This window comes from Streptomyces rimosus subsp. rimosus (assembly GCF_000720725.1).
GTDB lineage: Bacteria > Actinomycetota > Actinomycetes > Streptomycetales > Streptomycetaceae > Streptomyces > Streptomyces rimosus_A.
In genome coordinates, this window is record NZ_JOCQ01000067.1 from 25,088 (window position 1) to 44,738 (window position 19,651).

Consider the following 19,651-nt stretch of genomic DNA (forward strand, 5'->3'; position numbering starts at 1 on the left):
TTGGACTTCTCCCTGCTGGGCCCGATATCCGTCACCACCGGCTCCGGTGAGCTGGCGCTCGGGCCCGCCAAGCGGCGCAGTGTGCTGGCGCTGCTGCTTCTGCAGCCCAACACCACCGTCCCGCTGGAGCAGTTGATCGACTCCCTGTGGGAGGACGAACCGCCCGAGCACGCCCGTACGGTCGTGCAGGGCCACGTCTCGCGGCTGCGCGCGACGCTGGCCGGGGGCGGCGCCGAGGCGTACGGCATCGAACTGGCCACCCACGGCTCGGCGTACCTGCTGCGCCTGCCGGAGGAGCTGATCGACGCCCACCGCTTCGGCGAACTGGTCGCGCTCGCGCGCCCGGAGGGGGCCCCCGGCGACGCGGTGCCGCTGCTCCGCGAAGCGCTGGGCCTGTGGCGCGGCCCGGCGCTCACCGGCACCGTCACCAGCCCGCCGTTCGCCGCCGCCGCGCACGCGCTGGAGGAACAGCGGCTGACCGCCACCGAGGCCCTGGCGCGGGCCCACAGCGCGCTGGGCGAGCACGAACAGGCCGCCGCGGTGCTCTACACCGCGGCGGTCAACAACCCGCTCCGGGAGGGGATGGTCGCCGAACTGATGCAGGCGCTGTTCCGTACGGGGCGGCAGTCCGACGCGATGGAGTGGTTCCACCGGACGCGGCGGCTCCTCGACGAGGAACTGGGCGTCGGGCCGGGGGCGCGGCTCAAGAGGGCGTACGAGGAGATACTGCGGGCCGAGGGGGCCGGGGGCAACGCCAAGGACACCACAAGGGCCGCCGGGGGCGGGCGGACTCCCACCCGTACGGCCGGGGGCGCCGCCGCCCCTGTGGACCCCCGCGTATCCACCCCCGTGGACCCCCGCGTACCCGCCCAGGCGGTACGCGGCCCGGCCGCCGCGGACACCCCTTCGGGGCGCTCCTCCGCCCCGCGCCTGCTTCCCCGTCCACCCGCCCGCTTCCTCGGGCGGGAGCAGCAGCTCGCCGCGCTGAGCGCCGTGGTGCGCTCCGCCGTACCCGGCGAGAGCCCGCTCGCCGTCGTCACCGGCCCGGCCGGCGTGGGCAAGACCGCGTGCGCCGTGCAGTGGTCCCACGCGTACGCCGAGGCCTTCCCCGACGGACAGCTCTTCGCGGACCTGCGCGGCTTCAACGAAGGCGCGGCGGCCGAACCGGTGGAGATCCTGCGCGACTTCCTGCTCGCGCTCGGCACCCCGCCGGACCGCGTGCCGACCTCCGCGCAGTCCGCGTCCGCGCTCTTCCGGTCGCTGGTGGCCGGACGGCGGCTGCTGGTCGTCCTCGACAACGCGCAGAGTTCCGCGCAGGTACGCCCGCTGCTGCCCGGCGGGGAGCACTGTGTGACGGTCGTGACCAGCCGCAGCCGCCTGGACGGCCTGGTCGCCACCGACGTCGCCCGCCCGGTGCCCGTCCAGGCCCTCGGCGCGGCGGAGGGTACGGCGCTGCTCGGCGCGATGCTCGGCGCGGAACGGGTCGCCGACGACCCGGACGCCGCGCGGGAACTGGTCGCCCTGTGCGACGGGCTGCCGCTCGCCCTGCGCGCGGCAGCCGCACAGCTGACCGCCCGCCCGCGCTGGCGGCTGACCCGCCTCGCCGCCGCGCTGCGCGACGAACGGCGGCGACTGGCCCTGCTGTCCGCCGAGGACACCGGCGTGGCGGCGGCCCTGCGGATGTCCGTGGCGCGCCTTTCGGCGGACGACGCGCGGCTGCTCAGAGCCCTCGCCGCCAACGCCGACGGCCACCTGAACGCGTCCGTCGTGGCGTCCCTCGCCGGCTCCGACCCGGAGGACATCCAGGACGGCCTGGACCGCCTCACCGAAATGCACCTGGTGGACGAGGAGTCCACCGACGTCTACACGATCAGCACGCTGACGCAGTTGTTCGCGCGGGACGAGGGAGCGGGGGACGGGGGGAGGTACTGAAAGCCTGATCTCCGCCGGCCGGCCGATGCCGGGCCGAACGGCACCTCGGGTACGTATGTGCTCGGGGCGCCGCTCGGCCGGTGGGTACGGACGCTCGGTCCCTCAGCAGTGCTGCCGTGAGTCGGCCGCGAAGTCCTTGAAGGCGGCCTTGGTCTTCGCTCCGGCGATGCCGTCGATGTTGCCCGTGTAGCCGTGGTACTGCTTCAGGTTGCGCTGAAGTGCCGAGATGGTGTTCTTGCCGACGATGCCGTCGATGTCGTCGTTGTAGCCCCAGTGCCGCTTGAGGAAGCGCTGCATGGCCTTCCAGCTGTCGGTGCCGAGCTTTCCGTCCAGGGCGCCGTTGTAGTCGTAGTACCTCTTGATGAAGCACTGGACCCACGTGGCCTCGCTGGCGTTCAGCCCGAGGTTGTTGACGGCGAGCGGTGCGAGGCGGCCGGTGGTGTGCCCGATGCCGTACTGCGCGGTGTACTGAGCGGGCTGGGCGGGCTGGGCGGCCACGGATGTGGCGCCCGCCAGGCCACCGGCGGCGATGCCGGCGACGGCGGCGAAGCTGACAACTGTCCTCGTAACACCTCTTCGACGCATATGTCCTCCTTGTGTCGGACTGTGCGGGGTGGTGGGTGGCGGAAGGTGGATGGTGGGCGGTGGGTGATGGGTGATGGGAATTCGATGCCGGGGCGCGTGGTCCGATCCGCCGGACCCGGGAAGAGCGTGCAACGGGTCGACGCACGGGGCACCCCACCGCAGGATGAAAGCCGGGTGAACCCTTCCGGTAGTACGCGACAGGCCGCATTTCGGCGCGAAACCTACCTTCCCAACCGGTACGCACCGCCACCGGCGTCTCGTACCGTCCCCGTCGCAGCCACAGCGGCCACTCCGTGCCACTTCCGTTAGGGAAGCGTTAGCCAAGCGGCAGCACGGCAGGTCAAGGTGGCATCGCAGCATGCAGCACGAGCAGCGACCCCGGGAGACCCCATGCCGCGCCACACCGTTACGGAGGCAGCCACCGCACGCCGCGACCGCAGCCGCAGCGGTGGCGGGCGTGCCCGTACCCGCACCCGCACCCGCACCCGCTCCCGCACCCGTCGTACCCTGCGGGCCGCTGCCGCCGGGCTGCTGGCGGTGACCGCCCTCGGGCTGCTCACCGCGTGCGGCGGTCAGGAGGCGCTCAGGACGAGCGACGGCAAACCGTTCCACCCCTTCGGCAAGGACTCCGGCGGTGCGGACGAACCGCTGGGCCCGGAGATGACCGGCTCCCACACCGACCAGGCCGTCACCGGGGCCCACGCGTCCTGCGACCCGGCGAAGGTGACGCTGGCCGCCAAGCCGCTCCCGGAGCCGCCCGGCCGCGTCCTCCTCCAGGTCACCAACACCTCCCGTAACACCTGTTACCTGCACGGTGCCCCCCGCCTGCGGGCCGACGGCCCGGACTCCGCCCCCACCCCACGCGGCAAGCGAACCCTCCGCACCCCGCTCACCCTCACCCTCGCCCCCGGCAGCAGCGCCTACGCCACCATCACGCCGTCCGCCACCGGCCGCGAGGTCCGCACCCTCTCGCTCGGCTTCACCGACCGCGACGGCCGCGCCCTGCCCGGCCTCCAGACCCGCATCCGGCTCCCGAAGGGCGCCCACATGACCGACGACGCGCGCGTCACCCCCTGGCAGCGCGCCCTGAACACCGCCGCCCGCCCCTGACAACCGCCTCCCCACACCACGCGATTGGCACCCCGGCCGCCGGGTACCCGGTCAACGACCGGCCCGGAACATCCAATTGCGTACGGAGGCGGAAACCATGGGCATCGGATGGTGCATCGGTCTACTCGCGCTGGGGGGCATCCTGACCTTCGCGGTGGACTGGCACATGGCCGGAGTCAACATCCACCTCGTCGGCCTGATCCTGATGGCCGTAGGCATCATCGGCATCGCGGCCTACGTCAGCATCTTCAAACGCCGCCGCATGCAGCCCCCGAGCCCGGCGGCACCGGTGGTGGAGGAGACGCATCGGATGCATTACGAGGACTGATCCGATGCATTACGAAAACTGCCAGGGAACGGGCACCAGCCCGTACCGGTCCGTCACCACCACCAGGTGAGGCGCTGCCCGCCGGGCCCGACGTGCAGCCGCATTCGGTCGACCGGCGGGCATCCGTCCGCCCGCATCAAGGGACCGACGACGCTCGATAGGCCCTGCTGCCGAACATCTTGATGGAGCCGGAGGTGAACCTTATGCATTCACCGTCTCCACGGATCTCCACCTGCACTCTCCCTCCCCCGGCCGCGTTGATGGCAACACTATCTTTAGGGGTGTGCAGCCAGCCATCTATGGCAAGTTCTTCCAGTTGACCGAAGGCCAGATAGAACTTGAAAGCGTTCAGGTTTTTTTCGACCCACTCCGGCAACGGCTTGTCCGGGAGCCGCGTGAGGTCGAGGCCGATAGCGAGTTCCTTGTCTCGCTCGTCGATCTGCACGGAGAAAAGATCGCACTGCCCCAGGTCCGGCGCGGAGTCGAAGAACCTGTTGGCCTCGTCTTCATCCTCCAAAAGATCGATCCAGCCCGCTTCAGAACTGTTCATAGTATGTAGCCGCTTCCGCGTTGGGAACACATTCGTATTTCCGGCTGTCCATTTTTCCCGCGTAGTAGTGCCGCACCCGATCCGGCCCGCAGCCGGGTGACCGAAATGCGCTCACCCTCCCTACGGTCAAGGAATCGCTGCTCGTGAATTCGAGGCTGGTTTGGTCACTTGCGACTCGCACCTTGATGCGGCGCCGTTCCAGTGGCGTCAGTTGCACGTCAGCCACCACTGGCGGCTCCCATCGGCGCATCGACACGTTGTCCACGGCCAGAAACCGCACGTGACACTGGAGGCGGTCACACCCGCGCTCCACCCATTCGGGGAGCGGGCGGTCGGGAAATCGCGGCAGGTCCAGGCGAAGGATCACCGTGGGCCCAAACCGGCTGAAGTGAACCGACCGCAACAGCACTTGCTCCAGAGGCGGGATCGACGTGAAGAACTCGCCGAGTTTATCCCCATTGTGAATGAGGTCTGCCCAGTTTTGGATCATACGGATAGTGCTCCTCGCATCCTTCGTACACGCCGTTTCGAGGGTCACTTGCCGGCCTGATGTGAAGGTGCGGGGGCTGGTACCCCTCTTCACCCGGATTGCGGTGCCCCGTGTAGTGATCCTGGAAGATTACTTCATCACCAGACTCGGTCAGGTGCAATTCCGCGGGAAAATAGATGGGGTTATAATTCTCATCGAGGATCTGCTTGCTTCCCGCGTATTCCGGAGTCGTGTACGGGTCCATCCACGAGTCGTAGCACTCCGCACCCTCAGGGATGCCGGCGTCGCGAAATGCCTGGCGCCGCGCCTCGTCGTAGTGGCGGTCCGCGTCCGGGCACTCCAGACCCAGTGGATCGGTCCACGACAGCGGATTGAGTACGTATGCATGGTGGTTCGGGGCGGGTGCCAGGCCGAGCGGGTCCGGGCTCAGATATGAAGCGGTTTCGGGCGAGTAATACCGGAAGTAGTTGTACCTCAGCCCGGACTCGTCATCATGGTACTGGCCCGGGAATCCCAGTGGGCATACCGCCTCATGACCCGCCGGGGGGAGCGGAGCCCCCCATACGGTCGTGCGTTGCCGCCAGACGATGCGGCCTTCGCGGGTGACCAGTTCGCCGGGCGTACCAACGAGGTCGGAGATGATCGCGTAAAAGGATGTGCCGTCCCCTGCCCGGGTCTCGGTCTGGGCGATCGGCTTCCTGGTACGGGGCAGGTAGTCCCAGGTCGTCACCTGGCCTGTTGCCTCGGCCTGCTCCACCAGGGTGGTGCCGTCCCAGGTGAATTCGGTCTGATCGAGTACGGTCACACCGTCGGGCGCGAGCCGCTGTTTAGCCGTGCGGCGGCCCAAGGGGTCGTACTGGTAGTGCCAGCGACCGCCGTCCGGGGTGGTCAGGTCGGTAAGCCGGTCGTCAGCGTTCCATGTGTACGTCCATATATGAGTCTGCCCGTTGAGCATTCGCCGTGTGCGCTTGACGACGCGCCCCTGCGCATCGTGCTCATAGGAGTCGCGGCCGGCCCGCAGCACCAGGGTTCCGGCGTGTAGGCGGTCTCCATTCGCTTCGCCACCGACAGGGGTGGTCGCGTGGATGAGGTTTCCCGCGGCGTCATAGGCATAGCTCTCGCTCCACTGGTCGGCATGCACACCGGTGATGCGGCCGATGGCGTCAAGTTCGTAGGCGCGCCGCCCGCCGCTGTCGTTGATCGATGTGATGTGGCCGTCTGCGCGGCGCTCGTAGGCTCGGTGCAGGAGGTCTTCGCCATCGGGGGTGGTGAGTTCCTGGGTGCGCAGGTGACTCACGGCATCCCAGCTGTGAGTCAGCTGAAGGCCTGGTCCGAGGATGCGCTTGGTCTCACGCCCGGCTGCGTCGTAGGCGAAGGACATGCTGCCCGCTGCCGAGGTGAGCGTGGCGGTACGGGCACCGGCGTCACAGGTCCACTCCGAGAGCACGCCGCTGGGTGTACGGCGCGCAGTGCGGTGGCCGAGGAGGTCGTACGCGTAGGTAATGGTGCGCCCGTTGGAGGTACCTGCGAGGGTCCGGCCGAGCGCGTCCCGCTTGAAGCCAATCCGAGCCTCTGGGTTCTCTGCCTGGACGAGCCGGCCCGCCGCGTCGTAGGAGAAAGTGGTGCGCTCCCCGGACTCAAGGCGTCGCTCGCACACACGGCCGAGCGCATCGCGATGGTAAAAAATGGACTGGCCGGCCCCATTGACACGCGACACCAGTTGTCCGGCTGCATCGTGCCGGTAACCGAGAACCCGTCCGTTGAAGTCGGTTTCGGCGACAAGGCGGCCGGCCGGATCGTATTCGTAACTCCACGTACCCCCGTGCGACGTGGCCACCTGGATGAGCCGTAGCTCGGAGTCATAGGTGAACTCGTAACGGACCCCGTCCGGCCCGGTGCGGGCCGCAATGAGGCCGAAATGGGTGTATTCGAGGTGCGTGACGCCACCCGACGCGTTCACGTGCGTGAGGAGGTTTCCCTCAGCATCCCAGTCCCAGGATTCGCTCGTGCCGTCGGGGGCGGTGCGTGAGATGGGTTTTCCTTCGATGCTCCATTGCGTGTGGGTGCTGTTGCCGAGTGGGTCGGCAACGGTGGTCACACGGCCGAAAGAGTCACGGGCACACCGGGTGGTGTTGCCGAGAGGGTCGGTGCGGGTGAGGATGAGGCCGGCCGAATTGGTGGTGACCGACGTCGTATTGCCAAGAGCGTCGATTCGGTCCTTGATGTGACCGTATTGATCGTAGGAATACGTGGTCTCCGCGCCGACTGGATCAGTGATTGCTGTGCGGTTGCCGCGGGAGTCGTACGCGTACCTCCAGGTGGCGCCATCGGGTGCGACGGCGGTAAGTACCTTTCGGAAGTCGTTGAACGTCGCGGACGTCCGCGTGCCGTCTGCGCGCGTGACCGCTGCGACGTTGCCATCGATGTCGTGCTCGTAGCGGGTGGTGCGCCCCAGCGGATCGGTGCGACTCAGCAGGCGGTCGTACCGGTCCCACTCGGATACGACGGAGTTTCCGAGCGGGTCGGTCTCCCGGACTACCTGGCCGAATTCGTTGTACTCGTACGTCGTTTTATGCCCGAGAGAGTCAGTGTAGATCGTTGTGCGCTGCGCATCGTGGTACGTGAGGGTGGCAGACAGGAAACCATCGGGCCCGAGTCCGCGACTGACGCGCCCTTGCGAGTCATAGAAGAATTGATATCCGGAGTCGTTCCGGTCGGTCCACGAGGTGACTCTTCCGTCGTCATCATAGGTAAAGCGAAAAGGCTGCTCAGCGGAGTTGTAGACCTCCGTGAGGTTTCCGGCCGCATCGTATGCGAAGTTGAGCAGCAGCGTGCCGGGCCCAGACGGATCAGCTTCCAGCAGGTGGAATGCCGTGATCCGGCTCTGCTGGACGCTCACCTTGATGCGGTAGCCGCCACTGTGGCTGATCTCGCACAGATCACCGTTCTCGCTCCGTATCAGATCGATACGCTGACCGTTGCAATCTTCCAACGATCGCAAGGGCAGCTGATAGGCCGGTCCGGTAGCGGGCCAGCCTTGTTCAGGAGCCGAGAAGAGGCGGGAGATTCCGGTCACCGGATCGGTGATCGTAAAACGATCCCTGCGGACGATGTCCCATTCAAGGGGCCAGCGCGGCCCCTCTACAGGGAATACTTCCCCACCGGGCTGCGGCACCGGATATACCAGCAGCATCCCGTCCTCGGAGGCGAATACTGCACCCTCCGCGTCAATCTCCAGGCGCTCGTCGAGAGTCGAGGCCCAGGAACGACCGAACCAGTGCCCCGAGCGGTAGGAAGAAAGGTGCGTGCGGCGCAGAAGCAGGGGCATCCGACCGAGAAGGGTCACATCGGTCTGGCTCATCACCATCTCACCGGTGACCATGTCAATCGGGTCGCCGTTGAGGCAACGACCGCGGGTCGGGGTGGCATGTTCGCGCGGCTCACCTGCGCCCTTGCGCAGCGAGGCAGGGCGCGCTTGCGAATTACCCCGGCCAGGCCCCTTGCCGCGGACAGCTTTCCTGAGTTCGCCGCCTCCGCCCGGGCCTTTAGTGGTGTCGCTGCTTCCTTTGCGGAGGCCGTGGAAGTGGTCGGAAAGCTTCCGGTCGTTCTCGTGATGATTCTTGGCCATCTGCTTGATGCCGCGGGTCATGTTGTCGTCGAGGTGCTTGGCTGCCTTCTTTACGCCGTCCTCGATGCCCTCGATGACTTTGTCCAGCATCACGTTGGCCGCGTCCGCTATGGCGTCCTTGCCCCGCGTCCGACCGTGGTGCCCTCTGGCCTTACCGATCTTCCCGCCGGCTTTGTTACGGAACGTACCGCCCGCACTCTGCAAACTCGTGACGACCCGGTCGTGCTCATCCTTGTCGAAAGTGAAGCCACCGCTGCCGGCGCTACCACCCCCGCTGCCGGTGCCGCCACCCGCGCTGAGCAGAGACATCGGGTTGTCGGCAGCTGACTTGGCAGCATCCTTGGCGTCCTGTACGCCTTGGCCGAAGCCTTCTTTTCCTGCCTTGGCCGTTCGGCCGAGATCGACACCGTCCTGGACACCCAGGGCATTGGCCCCCAGCTGAACCACCAGGTCTCCGACCATCGCACCGAGTGCTTCCTCAACCGGTGTGAGGGCTATGCTGACCACCTGTTCGGCGACCTGCTGGCAGACCTCTTTGAACAGGCGTTTCAAAATCAACCGGGTCGCTTGCGTCGCCCCAAGAGCTCCCAGCTCCGACAGCCCGAAGGTAAACGGAGCCGCGGCCTGCGCTGCGATCACCTCGGCCGCCAAGATGCCCAACTGGACGAGCGCACCGATCTTCGCGCCCTCGATGAGGACGGCCACACCGTCCATTGCCGTCGCCGCGAGTCGGCCGCAGTCGGCGAGCCCCTTGAGGTGACTGCCGTTGACCTTTCCCCAATGCGCGTTCAGGGCCTCGACGGCCAGGGATCCGCCAGCTGACCCCACCAGTCCCTGAATCGCGTCATGCGCCTCGTTGGCTCCCTCGTCGATGTCGCCGGCGAACTCGCGCATGGCGGTGGCCATCTCGCGATAGTCGTCCTCGTCCACGTTCGGCCACGACACACCGATCAGGTCCAGCAGCTCATCTGCCCACCCCGGCAGCACAACACCCACGCGAAACCCGCCCCCTAATGAACATCCTGTAGCAGGAGTTTCTCACCGCACTCTCCCACCTGGGAAACACAGCGCCGAATCACCTGCGGGACGGTATGCACCCAGCGGTGTGCCGATCACCTAAGGTGAGCCATGTCAGTCCGCTCGCCCTTACGAGCGCCCACGTCGGCCGACAGCACGAGTCCGGCAAAGCCGGGCGGAGGCCGTATACCGAGGAATTGCCGAAGTTACGGCGGTATAGCCGGTGACCCGACTCCTGCGCATGCTCCCGCTGCCACTACTCGACCGGCCTCGGTGCGTTGTCCGCACCGCACTCCATTTCGTCTCCGGACACGCAACGGTCCTCGTACTCCGGCTCTGCCGTTCGGTCTTGGACGATGGTGAAGGGCACGTATCGGAAGGTCCGCCGGGTCATCGGCGGTGTTCCCGTCGCTGATGCTGACGCATGAGAACGTTGGCGTCGGTCTGTGCGCTGCCGTCGAATCGTGACCGGGCCTCGGCGCGCTGCGCGGCGAGGGCGGCGCACGTCTCACAGCCTGGTACGGGTACGGGCGGGCGGCTCATGTCGCCCTGAGTTGTGTTCACGGCTCACGGCCCTTTCGCTACGGGTCAGACCGCCAGCGCGGGCGACGTTTCGGGGGGCGGTGGTCCGGTACGTACCGCCAATTCGAACCACACGCTCTTGCCGCCCGGCCCGAGCAACGTGTCCCCAAGCGCGCAACCGCCCCACCGATCCGCCACGCGGTCGAGGATGAACAGGCCGCGTCCACTGCCTGCCTCCAGCGAGGGCGGCCGCAGCGCGGCGGGCAGGAATGGAGCCGTGTCCGAGACGCTGACCCGCAGGACGGGATGCGTCCAGCAGAGACGGACACTTGCGGCGCCCTTGGCATGCCGTACGGAGTTGGTAGCCAGCTCCGAGGTCAACAGCTCGGCACGTTCGATGAGTTCCGGCACTCCGTGGGCGGCCAGCACCGCGCGCAGGGTCATACGGGCGATGCCTGGGCCGCGCGGGTCGCCGGGGAAGGCGAGTTCGTACTCCCACGGATCGGTGAAAGCGAGGGGTTCGGGGTTCGGGGGCCACGGTTCGACGTTCACGGGGCACCTCCATGCGGGGCGCGAAGGAGTACGGGACATACGTTCCGTACGGGTCGTGACGCTCGGGGGCGGGCGGTGGCATTGCCGCGTCTGTGGGCGCGGTGCACTTCCGTGGAGCCGGCACCGGGCGATCTGGTGACGTAGGACACACCGTAGTGGCGGCTTCTTAACGAGTGCTACCACTGTCACTCCAACGAGTGTTTCCATCGAATTCGATGGAAACCCTGCATCGGCTGCCGAGACGCTGTGGCACCCGAGCAAGGAGTTGCCCCATGGCCCCACGCCAAGTCCCCACCGTCCGCCAACGCCGATTCGGCACCGAACTACGGCGCCTGCGCGAGGCCGTCGGCATGACCGCCCCGGTGGCCGGCGAACGGCTGGGCGCGGACCGCACGATGATCTCCAACATCGAGGCGGGCCGGTTCGGCATCAGCGAAGAGCGTCTGCGCCGCCTGGCCAGCATCTACGAATGCGACGATCCCGAACTGGTCGACGCCCTGGCCGCGATGACCGGCGGCCGGTCGAAGGGCTGGTGGGACGAGTACCGGGGCAAGATCCCGCCGGACTTCCTGGACGTCGCGGAACTGGAACACCACGCGACGAGCTTGCGGACGCTGCAGACGGTGCACATTCCCGGCCTGTTCCAGACCGAGGATCACGCGCGGGCGCTGTTCGACCTCTACATCCCCGCGCTGCCCCGGTTGGAGATCGAATTGCGGGTGGCCCACCGCCTGGCACGGCACGGTGTGGTGGCGCGGGAGCCGGGCATTCCTTACGTGGCAACGATCCACGAGACAGCCCTGCGTATGCAGATCGGAGGGCGGAAGACCGCCAAGGAACAGCTCAGGCATCTCCTGCAGGAGAGCGAACGCCCCAACGTCCGGATGCTGGTGATTCCCTTCGACGCCGGCGGCTTCCCCATGGCCGAGGGCTCCCTGATCTACGCCTCGGCTGCGAACCCTCACCTGGACACCGTGGAAGTGGACTCGCCCGTCGGCGCCATCTTCTTCGATTCACCGACTCACCTGGCCAACTTCCGTCGACGTATGGACTGTGTCGAAGGAGTGGCGTTGAATCCGAAGAAGTCGAGGGATCTCATCCTCTCCATCGCCGCTACCCTTTAGGAGGAGCGACCGTGCACGAACCGCAGTGGCTCAAATCCTCGTTCTCCGAGGCATCCGGTAATAACTGCGTCGAAATCGCCTCGACCAACAGCCACATAGCGCTCCGCGAAAGCGAAGACAGCACCCGCACCATCATGACCGGCCCCAGCGCGTTCCGAGGCCTACTCATCGGCATAAAGACCGACGTAGTCGGCACTCGATAGGGATGGGCGACCTGTAAGGCGAGAGTGCCCTGGGCGAGCCACACGGCCATGTCCTGGTCATCGACCGCGTTCGACAGCGAGTGAACAAGGACCGGGCCTACCTGTTACCACGTGCGCCCCGTCCGCCTGCCCAGAAATACCCATTAAGGCTCATACGGGCGCTACATGACGCCGCTGGCGCCCCGCGCCCCACTCGCTATGGTGTCGTTGCCATGCCACCCACACACGCCCCGCCCAACCCGCACCACCGAACGCAGTGACACCACTGGGGGACCCCATGACCGCACGCCGCTCCCGCCGCCCCGCCGCGTACGCGGCACTCGCCGTCGCGATGGCCGGGTCGGTCGCTCTGACCGGCTGTTCCGGGAATTCGAAGAGCAGCAAAACCTCGAAGAAGTCGTCGTCGAAGTCCTCGTCCAAGAGCAAGAAGAAAAAGATCATCGGTGGTGGCGCGGCAGCCGGGGCGGGCGCCGGTGCGGCGGCCGGGTCGCGTGGTGCGCGGGCGTGCGGGCCCGGGATGTTCCGGTTCGAGATTTATTCGCACGCGCCCAACGATCATGTCGTGATCAAGGCCGTGAACACCAGCAGCACCCGCTCCTGCCTGGTCTACAACCACCCGCTGATCCGCTTCAACGGCGCCAAGGACCCGTTGCCGCTGCTCAAGGACAGCAATGTGATGGGTGGCGACGTGGAGACCGTACGGCCCAAGGGGACGGTCTGGGCAAGCATTCCGACCGCCACCGCCGCCCAGAAGGGCAGCGGCAAGAAGACCTACGCGACGATCGAATTCAGCGGCAGTGACCTGAACGGCTCCCCGAAGGGGCCGCCGCAGCGCGTCGACTTCCGTAACGCGCCGGTGGCGGTCGGCGCCTCCCAGGTCACGTACTGGCAGAGCACGCTGAACCGGGCGGAGAGCTACACGAAGCCGAAGGGGTAGGGGGGCGGGCGGGCCGGCCCGGGGATGCCGGGCCGGCCCGTCGTCACTCGGCGGCCGCCTCGTCCATCCCCGCCAGCACCAGCGCCAGCCGCTCCGTCCCGCCCTCGACAACCCGCACCGGAACGCCCCAGTCCTGCTGGTGCACATGGCAGGCCGGGTACTCGATCGCCGGGTCGTCGTCGCAGGACGCCGCCATCGCGGAGACGTGCAGCACGCCCTCCGTCACGCCGTCCGCCAGCACCAGATCGCGGCTGAGGTCGGTGTCCGCGCCGTCGCCGGACGCCAGCAGTTCGGGCGGGGTGGAGCTGACCAGCAGGCGGGTGGACGGGCCGTACCGGAGGTCCAGCTTCTGGCCCGCGGGGGCCTGGAAGATGACGTCGAGGCGGAGCTTGCCGGGGCCCACCTCGGTCGCCGCGCGCTGGGTGCGGTGGGCGACCGACTCGACCCGTACGGCCTCCTCGGGCAGCCGCAGCCGGGTCAGCCGGTGCCGGGCCGACTCGACCACGACGATCTCCGGGTCGCCGGAGCCCTCGCCGCCCACCAGCACCGCGTCGGACGGCTCGCGCAGGTCGGTCGCGAGCGTGCTGACCTCGCCGGTCGCCGGGTCGTAGCGGCGCAGCGCGTGGTTGTACGTGTCGGAGACGGCGACCGAGCCGTCAGGGAGCGCGGTGACGCCCAGCGGGTGCTGGAGGAGGGCCTGGGATGCCGCGCCATCGCGGTGGCCGAAGTCGAACAGGCCGGTGCCTACCGCGGTGTGCACGACGAGGTCCGTGTCCAGCCAGCGCACCGCGCTGGTCTCGGAGTCCGCGATCCACAGCCGGTCACCGGCCGCGGCGAGACCGGACGGCTGCGCGAACCACGCCTCCGCGGCCGGCCCGTCCACCAGGCCCTCGTTGGTCGTACCGGCGGCCGCCTCGACGGTCCCGGTCGCCGGGTCGTACGTCCACAGCTGGTGTACGCCCGCCATCGCGATCCACAGCCGGTCCTGCCACCAGGCCACGTCCCAGGGCGAGGACAGATCGACGTCAAGGGCGGGGCCGGAGGTCGCCGATCCCTGCCACCACTGCTTGCCGGTCCCGGCCACGGTCGCGATCTCGCCGGTCTCCGGGTCGAACGTACGGATGGCGTGGTTGACCGTGTCGGCGACCGCGACCTTGCCGTCCGGCAGCAGCGCCAGGCCCTGCGGCTCACTGAAGGCGTCCGCGCCGAAGCCGCGCTCACCGCTGCCGACCCGGCGCAGTACGGTCTCGCCGTCCGCGGCCAGCTCGACGAGCTGGTGCCGGGTGGTGTCCGAGACGAGGAAGGTGCCGCCGGGCAGGCGCAGGGCCTTGCCGGGGAAGCGCAGGTCGGTGGCGACCGGCTCCGGCGGTACGTACGGCCCGTCCCCGCGCCGCAGCGTCCCCTTCGCCTCGTGCTCCGCCTCCAGCTCGGCCACCAGCGTCTCGATGGCGTGCGCATGCCCCTCACCGGCGTGCTGGGCGACGACGTACCCTTCGGGGTCGATGACGACGAGGGTCGGCCAGGCCCGTACCGCGTACTGCTTCCAGGTGGCCAGCTCGGGGTCGTCCAGCACCGGGTGCTCGACCTCGTACCGCTCCACGGCGTCCACCACGGCCTGGTGCTCGGCCTCGTGCACGAACTTCGGCGAGTGCACCCCGATGATCACGACGGTGTCCCGGTGCCGCTCCTCCAGCTTCCGCAGCTCGTCGAGGACGTGCAGGCAGTTCACGCAGCAAAAGGTCCAAAAATCGAGGATCACGATGCGTCCTCGCAGGTCGGCAAGGGTGTAGTCCTTGCCGCCGGTGTTCAGCCAGCCGCCCTTGCCGATCAGCTCGGGGGCGCGGACACGGGCGCGGCGCGGGGTGTGCGGGGCGGGGGCGGCGTCGTTCATGGTTCAAGGGTGCCACCTGGGCATGAACACGCGGTCACGGGTGTACGACACGCGGCTCCGGGAGGCTCTTACGTCCACGGCCCCGGGCCGCCCTCACGGCCACAGCCCGTGGCCGCCCCTACATCCACCCCACCTCCAGCTCCCTTCCGTGTTCCGCGCGCATGTGGTGCCTGATCAGCACCCGGGCGTCCGTCTCGGCGCTGTGGTCGTAGGCGGCTGCTGCCCGGCGGCGGGCCCGGTCCAGCTGAGTGCACCGGGCGCAGCCGGCTTCCGGGGTGAAGCGTCGTTCGGTCGCCGCGTCTGCCATGAAGCCATGGTCCGTGCGCGGTGCCTCAAGGCGGCGAAGGACCCGCGCAGAGGGCGGGCAAGGCCACCTGCCTGTACGGGCCGGGCGGCGGCGTGTCGGGGCGGGGTGCGGGGCGTTGCCGGGTGGGGGCCGGGAACATGTCCGGCATGAGGTTTCTCGTGCACGACCGGATTTTCGGCATCGGTGACGATTACTGGATCGATGACGAGCATGGGCGGCACGCCTATCTCGTTGACGGAAAGGCGCTGCGGCTGCGTGAGACCTTCGAGCTGAAGGACCCCCAGCGCCGCGTCCTGGTGACCATCCGCAAGAAGTGGCTCGCCCTGCGCGACACCATGACCATCGAGCGGGACGACCGCCCGCTGGCCACCATCCGGCGCAAGCGGCTGTCGCTGCTGCGCAACCACTACCGCGTGGAGCTGGTGGACGGTACCGAGCTGGACGTCAGCGGCAAGATCCTGGACCGCGAGTTCGCCGTCGAGTACGACGGCGAACTGCTGGCGGACATCTCGCGCCGCTGGCTGTCCGTACGGGACACCTACGCGGTGCAGGTGGTGCGGGAGGACGCCGATCCGTCGCTGCTGATCGCCGTCGCGGTGTGTGTCATCCGGCTGGCGGAGAGGGAGCGGGGGGAGGATTGAGGCCCGGGGTCCCCGGTTACGGCCTCACCCACGGTTACGGGGTCTCCAGACCCAGCACCCGGTCGCGCAGCGCCGGGAAGTCGGATCGGGTCTTGCTCACCTTGGCCGGATCCAGCTCCACGGTCAGCACTTCCTCGTACGGGCCGGCCTCCGCCAGCACCTCGCCCCACGGGTCGACGACGACGCTGTGGCCGGCCTGCTCGACGCCGCCGTTCGTGCCCGCGGTGCCGCAGGCCAGTACGTAACTCTGGTTCTCCACCGCGCGGGCGCGGGCCAGCAGCGACCAGTGCGCGCGGCGGCGGGCGGGCCAGCCGGCGGGGATGACGAGGGTCTGCGCGCCCGCGTCCACCAACTGGCGGAAGAGTTCGGGGAAGCGCAGGTCGTAGCAGGTGGCCAGGCCGAGGGTGGTGTCGGGGAGGGGAACGGTGACGGGCTTGTCACCGGCGCCCATCAGGACCGCCTCGCCCTTGTCGAAGCCGAAGCGGTGGATCTTCCGGTAGGAGGCGGCGAGCCCGCCGTCCGGGGAGAAGACGAGGGAGGTGTTGTAGAGGGTGCCGTCGGCGGCCCGCTCCACGAAGGAGCCGGCGTGCAGCCAGACTCCGGCGTCCCGGGCGGCTTCCGACATCGCCTGATATGTGGGCCCTTCGAACGGTTCCGCCTGGTCGGCGAACGTCTCGAACGCGAAGGCGCCGACCGGCCACAGCTCGGGGAGGACGACGAGATCGCTGGTCGCGCGCTCGCGGACCAGTGAACCGGTCCGCTCCCGCCGTGCGTTGACCGGTTCCGCCGTATCCACATGAAGCTGGATCAGTGAAGCGCGCACAGTACCACCGCCTAAGCATTCGAGCCGGTTCGCCGTCAAAAATCGACCTACGATGGTCACCCGAAAGCACTGCCGGGGTGCCCGTGCGCAGCGTAACTTAACTGCACAGACAGCAGCCCGCGTACGACCGTCCGAGGGGTTCCGTGACCGTCCATCCCAGCCTGCAGCCCTCCATCGACGCCTGGACGCACTCCATCGAAGCGATATCCGAGCTGGTCAAGCCACTGGTCGAAGGCGAGTGGAACCGGGCGACGGACCTTCCGGGGTGGTCCGTGCGCGACGTCGTCTCGCACATCATCGGCCTGGAGAGCGAGATGCTGGGGGACCCCCGGCCCATCCATTCTCTGCCGCGCGACCTCTATCACGTACGCACGGATTTCGCCCGCCGGATGGAGCTCCAGGTGGACGTGCGGCGGCACCACACCGGTCCGGAGATGACCGCCGAGCTGGAGTACATGATCATCCGTCGGGCGCGGTCGCTGCGCAACGAGACCCGCGACCCCGAGACGGTGCTGCGCACCCCGCTCGGCGAGGAGCGCACGCTGGCGTACGCCCTGCGGCAGCGGGCGTTCGACGTATGGGTCCACGAACAGGACCTGCGCCACGCGCTGCACCTGCCCGGCAACCTCGACTCCCCCGGTGGCCAGCTCACCCGCGACCTGCTGCTGCTCGCGCTGCCGATGGTGGTCGCCAAGAAGGCGGGCGCGCCCGCCGGTTCGGCCGTCGTGTTCGATGTGAGCGGCGCGCTGGAGTTCATGCGGACGGTCCGGATCGACGCGCAGGGCAACGGCACGATCGACGAGAGTGTCTCGCTCGGCCCGGCCGTGACGCTCTCCATGGACTGGGAGATCTTCCTCCGGCTGGCCTGCGGGCGGGTGCGGCCCGCCGCCGTCGCCGACCAGGTCAAGATCGACGGCGAACGGGCGCTGGCGGAGGCGATTCTGGAGCACTTCGCGATCACGCCGTGAGGACGGGCGCTCCGTAGCCGGTCGCCGCCGCGCGTACGGCAGTGCGCGCCGGCCGGTGCCCCCGCGCCCCTCACACCGGTACGTGCACCGCCTCCACCCGGCTCGTCACCAGCCGCTCCCGCTCGCGCCGGTGCGCCTGGCCGCGCAGCCGCAGGATCTGCGTGACGCCGAGCGCCTGGAGGACGAAGACCGAGACGAACGCGACGCGGTAGTTGTCGCCGGTGGCGTCCAGCAGGATGCCGATCGCCAGCAGCGTCGTCATCGACGCGGTGAAGCCACCCATGTTGACGATGCCGGAGGCGGTGCCCTGGCGCTCCGGCGGGTTGGCCGGGCGGGCGAAGTCGAAGCCGATCATCGAGGCGGGGCCGCAGGAGCCGAGCACCGTGCACAGCACGATCAGCAGCCATACGGGGGCGTGGTCGGCCGGCCAGGCCAGCGTGGCCGCCCACAGCAGCGCGGTGACGGCGACGGTGCCGAGCGCCAGCGGCGTACGGGCGGCGTGGTGGCGGGCGATGACCTGCCCGTAGACCAGGCCGACGGCCATGTTGGACAGCACGACGAGGGTGAGCAGTTCGCCTGCCTCACCGCGCGTCAGGCCCTGGGCTTCCACGAGGAACGGCAGGCCCCACAGCAGCAGGAAGACCATCGCCGGGAACTGGGTGGTGAAGTGCACCCACATGCCCAGCCGGGTGCCCGGCTCGCGCCAGGCGTCGGCTATCTGGCGGCGGACGAAGGCGGCTCCGGTGTGTGTGGCGGGCGCCGGGGCGGGCTCGTAACCCTGGGGGTGGTCCTTGAGGAAGGCCAGTACCAGGACGAGGACGACGATGCCGCCGAGCGCGCTGGCGGCGAAGGTCGGGGTCCAGCCGAAGGTGTGCAGCAGCCGGGCGAGGACGAGGGTGGAGATGAGGTTGCCCGCCATCCCGATGAGGGCGGCGATCTGGGCTATCAGGGGGCCGCGCCGGGCGGGGAACCAGCGTGCGCCCAGCCGCAGCACGCTGATGAACGTCATCGCGTCGCCGCAGCCGAGCAGCGCCCGCGAGCCCAGCGCCATGGCGTACGACTGCGACAGCGCGAAGCCGAACTGGCCGGCGGTGTACAGCACCACGCCCAGGATCAGCACCTTCTTGGTGCCGAGCCGGTCGACCAGCAGGCCGACGGGTATCTGCATGCCCGCGTAGACGAGCAGTTGGAGGATGGAGAAGGTGGACAGCGCGGAGGCGTTGATGTGGAAACGTTCCGCCGCGTCCAGTCCGGCCACGCCGAGGCTCGTACGGTAGGTGATCGCCACGAAGTAGACGGCGACGCCGATGCCCCAGACCGCCATGGCCTTGCGGCCGCCGGGCGGGTCGCCGGGCAGCAGGGCGCCACGGGACCCGGCCGTCGTTCCGCCGCTCATCGGACATCTCCCTGTGCCAGGTTCCGCACCCAGCTGACGTGCCGGTGCACGGCGTCCACGGCCGCGGCGGCGTCCCCGGCGCGCAGGGCCTGGAGGATCTCCCCGTGCTCGGCGATGTTCTTCGCGATGCGGTCCGGGTTGGCGTGCATCACGGCGACGCCCATCCGCAGCTGCCGGTCGCGCAGCTGCTCGTAGAGCCGGTCCAGGATCTGGTTGCCCGCGCTGCGCACGATCGCCGCGTGGAAGCAGCGGTCGGCGACCGAGACCGCGGCGAGGTCGCCGGAGGCGGCCAGCTCCTCCATCTTCGCGAGCTGCTCCTCCAGCTCGGCGATGAGCGCCGGAGCGGCCGGCACGGCCTTGCGGGCCGCGTGCTCCTCGACCAGCAGACGGGTCTCCACCACGTCCGCGATCTCCTGCGCGGAGACCGGCAGGACCAAGGCGCCCTTCTTCGGGTAGAGCTTCATCAGCCCTTCGACCTCAAGGCGCAGCAGCGCTTCCCGTACGGGCGTGCGCGATACGCCGACCGCCTCGGCCAGCTCGCCTTCGGTGAGCAGCATGCCGCCCTCATAGCGCCGTTCCAGTACGGCCTGCTTGACGTACGCGTAGACGCGCTCGGCGGCGGGCGGGGCTTTGGCGGGGGTGGGGGT

General features: G+C 68.8%; 18 protein-coding genes. 8 read left to right on the plus strand and 10 right to left on the minus strand.

What is annotated here, in order from left to right; all coding sequences use genetic code 11:
* Positions 1-1,932, plus strand: a complete 1,932-nt coding sequence (locus tag IH45_RS0128755) for an AfsR/SARP family transcriptional regulator (protein ID WP_030674786.1) — start codon at positions 1-3, stop codon at positions 1,930-1,932.
* A 102-nt stretch (positions 1,933-2,034) separates the two neighbouring features.
* On the opposite strand, the gene IH45_RS0128760 is transcribed toward IH45_RS0128755, so the two are convergent.
* Positions 2,035-2,517, minus strand: a complete 483-nt coding sequence (locus IH45_RS0128760; protein WP_030674788.1) for a peptidoglycan-binding domain-containing protein — start codon at positions 2,515-2,517, stop codon at positions 2,035-2,037.
* Between the two features lie 390 nt (positions 2,518-2,907).
* Here IH45_RS0128760 and IH45_RS0128765 point away from each other — a divergent pair, with 390 nt between their 5' ends.
* A complete protein-coding gene (locus IH45_RS0128765) occupies positions 2,908-3,627 on the plus strand; it encodes a DUF4232 domain-containing protein (RefSeq protein WP_030674790.1) in 720 nt (239 codons plus the stop codon).
* A gap of 97 nt (positions 3,628-3,724) precedes the next feature.
* Positions 3,725-3,955, plus strand: coding sequence for a DUF6458 family protein (locus IH45_RS0128770; protein WP_030674793.1), 231 nt, complete (start codon positions 3,725-3,727; stop codon positions 3,953-3,955).
* A 136-nt stretch (positions 3,956-4,091) separates the two neighbouring features.
* On the opposite strand, the gene IH45_RS0128775 is transcribed toward IH45_RS0128770, so the two are convergent.
* From IH45_RS0128775 to IH45_RS0128790, 4 genes are all read right to left on the minus strand, one after another.
* Complete coding sequence (locus IH45_RS0128775) at positions 4,092-4,505, minus strand: Imm50 family immunity protein (RefSeq protein WP_030674795.1); 414 nt, start codon at positions 4,503-4,505, stop codon at positions 4,092-4,094.
* On the minus strand, positions 4,492-4,995 hold the full coding sequence (locus IH45_RS1000000147035) for an Imm50 family immunity protein (protein WP_078897829.1): 504 nt from the start codon (positions 4,993-4,995) through the stop codon (positions 4,492-4,494). The genes IH45_RS0128775 and IH45_RS1000000147035 overlap by 14 nt, the downstream gene beginning before the upstream one ends.
* Positions 4,955-9,619: a DUF6531 domain-containing protein gene (locus IH45_RS0128780; RefSeq protein ID WP_158813309.1), complete on the minus strand. Its 4,665-nt coding sequence runs from the start codon at positions 9,617-9,619 to the stop codon at positions 4,955-4,957. The genes IH45_RS1000000147035 and IH45_RS0128780 overlap by 41 nt, the downstream gene beginning before the upstream one ends.
* A gap of 609 nt (positions 9,620-10,228) precedes the next feature.
* Positions 10,229-10,714, minus strand: a complete 486-nt coding sequence (locus tag IH45_RS0128790) for an ATP-binding protein (protein ID WP_030674800.1) — start codon at positions 10,712-10,714, stop codon at positions 10,229-10,231.
* Positions 10,715-10,986: 272 nt separating this feature from the next.
* Here IH45_RS0128790 and IH45_RS0128795 point away from each other — a divergent pair, with 272 nt between their 5' ends.
* The 3 genes from IH45_RS0128795 (at position 10,987) to IH45_RS0128800 (ending at position 12,978) form a co-directional block, all read left to right on the plus strand.
* The gene (locus IH45_RS0128795; protein ID WP_030674803.1) at positions 10,987-11,838 is read left to right on the plus strand and encodes a helix-turn-helix domain-containing protein; all 852 of its coding nucleotides are present in this window, start codon (positions 10,987-10,989) and stop codon (positions 11,836-11,838) included.
* 11 nt (positions 11,839-11,849) lie between these two features.
* Entirely contained in the window at positions 11,850-12,041 is a 192-nt protein-coding gene (locus IH45_RS1000000147045; RefSeq protein WP_078897830.1) for a DUF397 domain-containing protein, read from the plus strand.
* 277 nt (positions 12,042-12,318) lie between these two features.
* The gene (locus tag IH45_RS0128800; RefSeq protein ID WP_030674806.1) at positions 12,319-12,978 is read left to right on the plus strand and encodes a DUF4232 domain-containing protein; all 660 of its coding nucleotides are present in this window, start codon (positions 12,319-12,321) and stop codon (positions 12,976-12,978) included.
* Positions 12,979-13,021: 43 nt separating this feature from the next.
* Here IH45_RS0128800 and IH45_RS0128805 read toward each other — a convergent pair whose 3' ends face one another.
* On the minus strand, positions 13,022-14,869 hold the full coding sequence (locus IH45_RS0128805) for an NHL domain-containing thioredoxin family protein (protein ID WP_030674809.1): 1,848 nt from the start codon (positions 14,867-14,869) through the stop codon (positions 13,022-13,024).
* A 118-nt stretch (positions 14,870-14,987) separates the two neighbouring features.
* Positions 14,988-15,176: a hypothetical protein gene (locus tag IH45_RS0128810; protein ID WP_030674812.1), complete on the minus strand. Its 189-nt coding sequence runs from the start codon at positions 15,174-15,176 to the stop codon at positions 14,988-14,990.
* 146 nt (positions 15,177-15,322) lie between these two features.
* Here IH45_RS0128810 and IH45_RS0128815 point away from each other — a divergent pair, with 146 nt between their 5' ends.
* Entirely contained in the window at positions 15,323-15,817 is a 495-nt protein-coding gene (locus tag IH45_RS0128815; RefSeq protein WP_030674815.1) for an LURP-one-related/scramblase family protein, read from the plus strand.
* A gap of 34 nt (positions 15,818-15,851) precedes the next feature.
* On the opposite strand, the gene IH45_RS0128820 is transcribed toward IH45_RS0128815, so the two are convergent.
* The gene (locus tag IH45_RS0128820) at positions 15,852-16,640 is read right to left on the minus strand and encodes a carbon-nitrogen family hydrolase (protein ID WP_030674818.1); all 789 of its coding nucleotides are present in this window, start codon (positions 16,638-16,640) and stop codon (positions 15,852-15,854) included.
* Positions 16,641-16,783: 143 nt separating this feature from the next.
* Here IH45_RS0128820 and IH45_RS0128825 point away from each other — a divergent pair, with 143 nt between their 5' ends.
* A complete protein-coding gene (locus tag IH45_RS0128825) occupies positions 16,784-17,608 on the plus strand; it encodes a maleylpyruvate isomerase family mycothiol-dependent enzyme (protein ID WP_030674821.1) in 825 nt (274 codons plus the stop codon).
* Positions 17,609-17,678: 70 nt separating this feature from the next.
* On the opposite strand, the gene IH45_RS0128830 is transcribed toward IH45_RS0128825, so the two are convergent.
* Entirely contained in the window at positions 17,679-19,004 is a 1,326-nt protein-coding gene (locus IH45_RS0128830; RefSeq protein ID WP_030674824.1) for an MFS transporter, read from the minus strand.
* Positions 19,001-19,651: GntR family transcriptional regulator (locus tag IH45_RS0128835; RefSeq protein ID WP_030674826.1), on the minus strand; the 651-nt coding region annotated here is incomplete at its 5' end. The genes IH45_RS0128830 and IH45_RS0128835, both read right to left, overlap by 4 nt.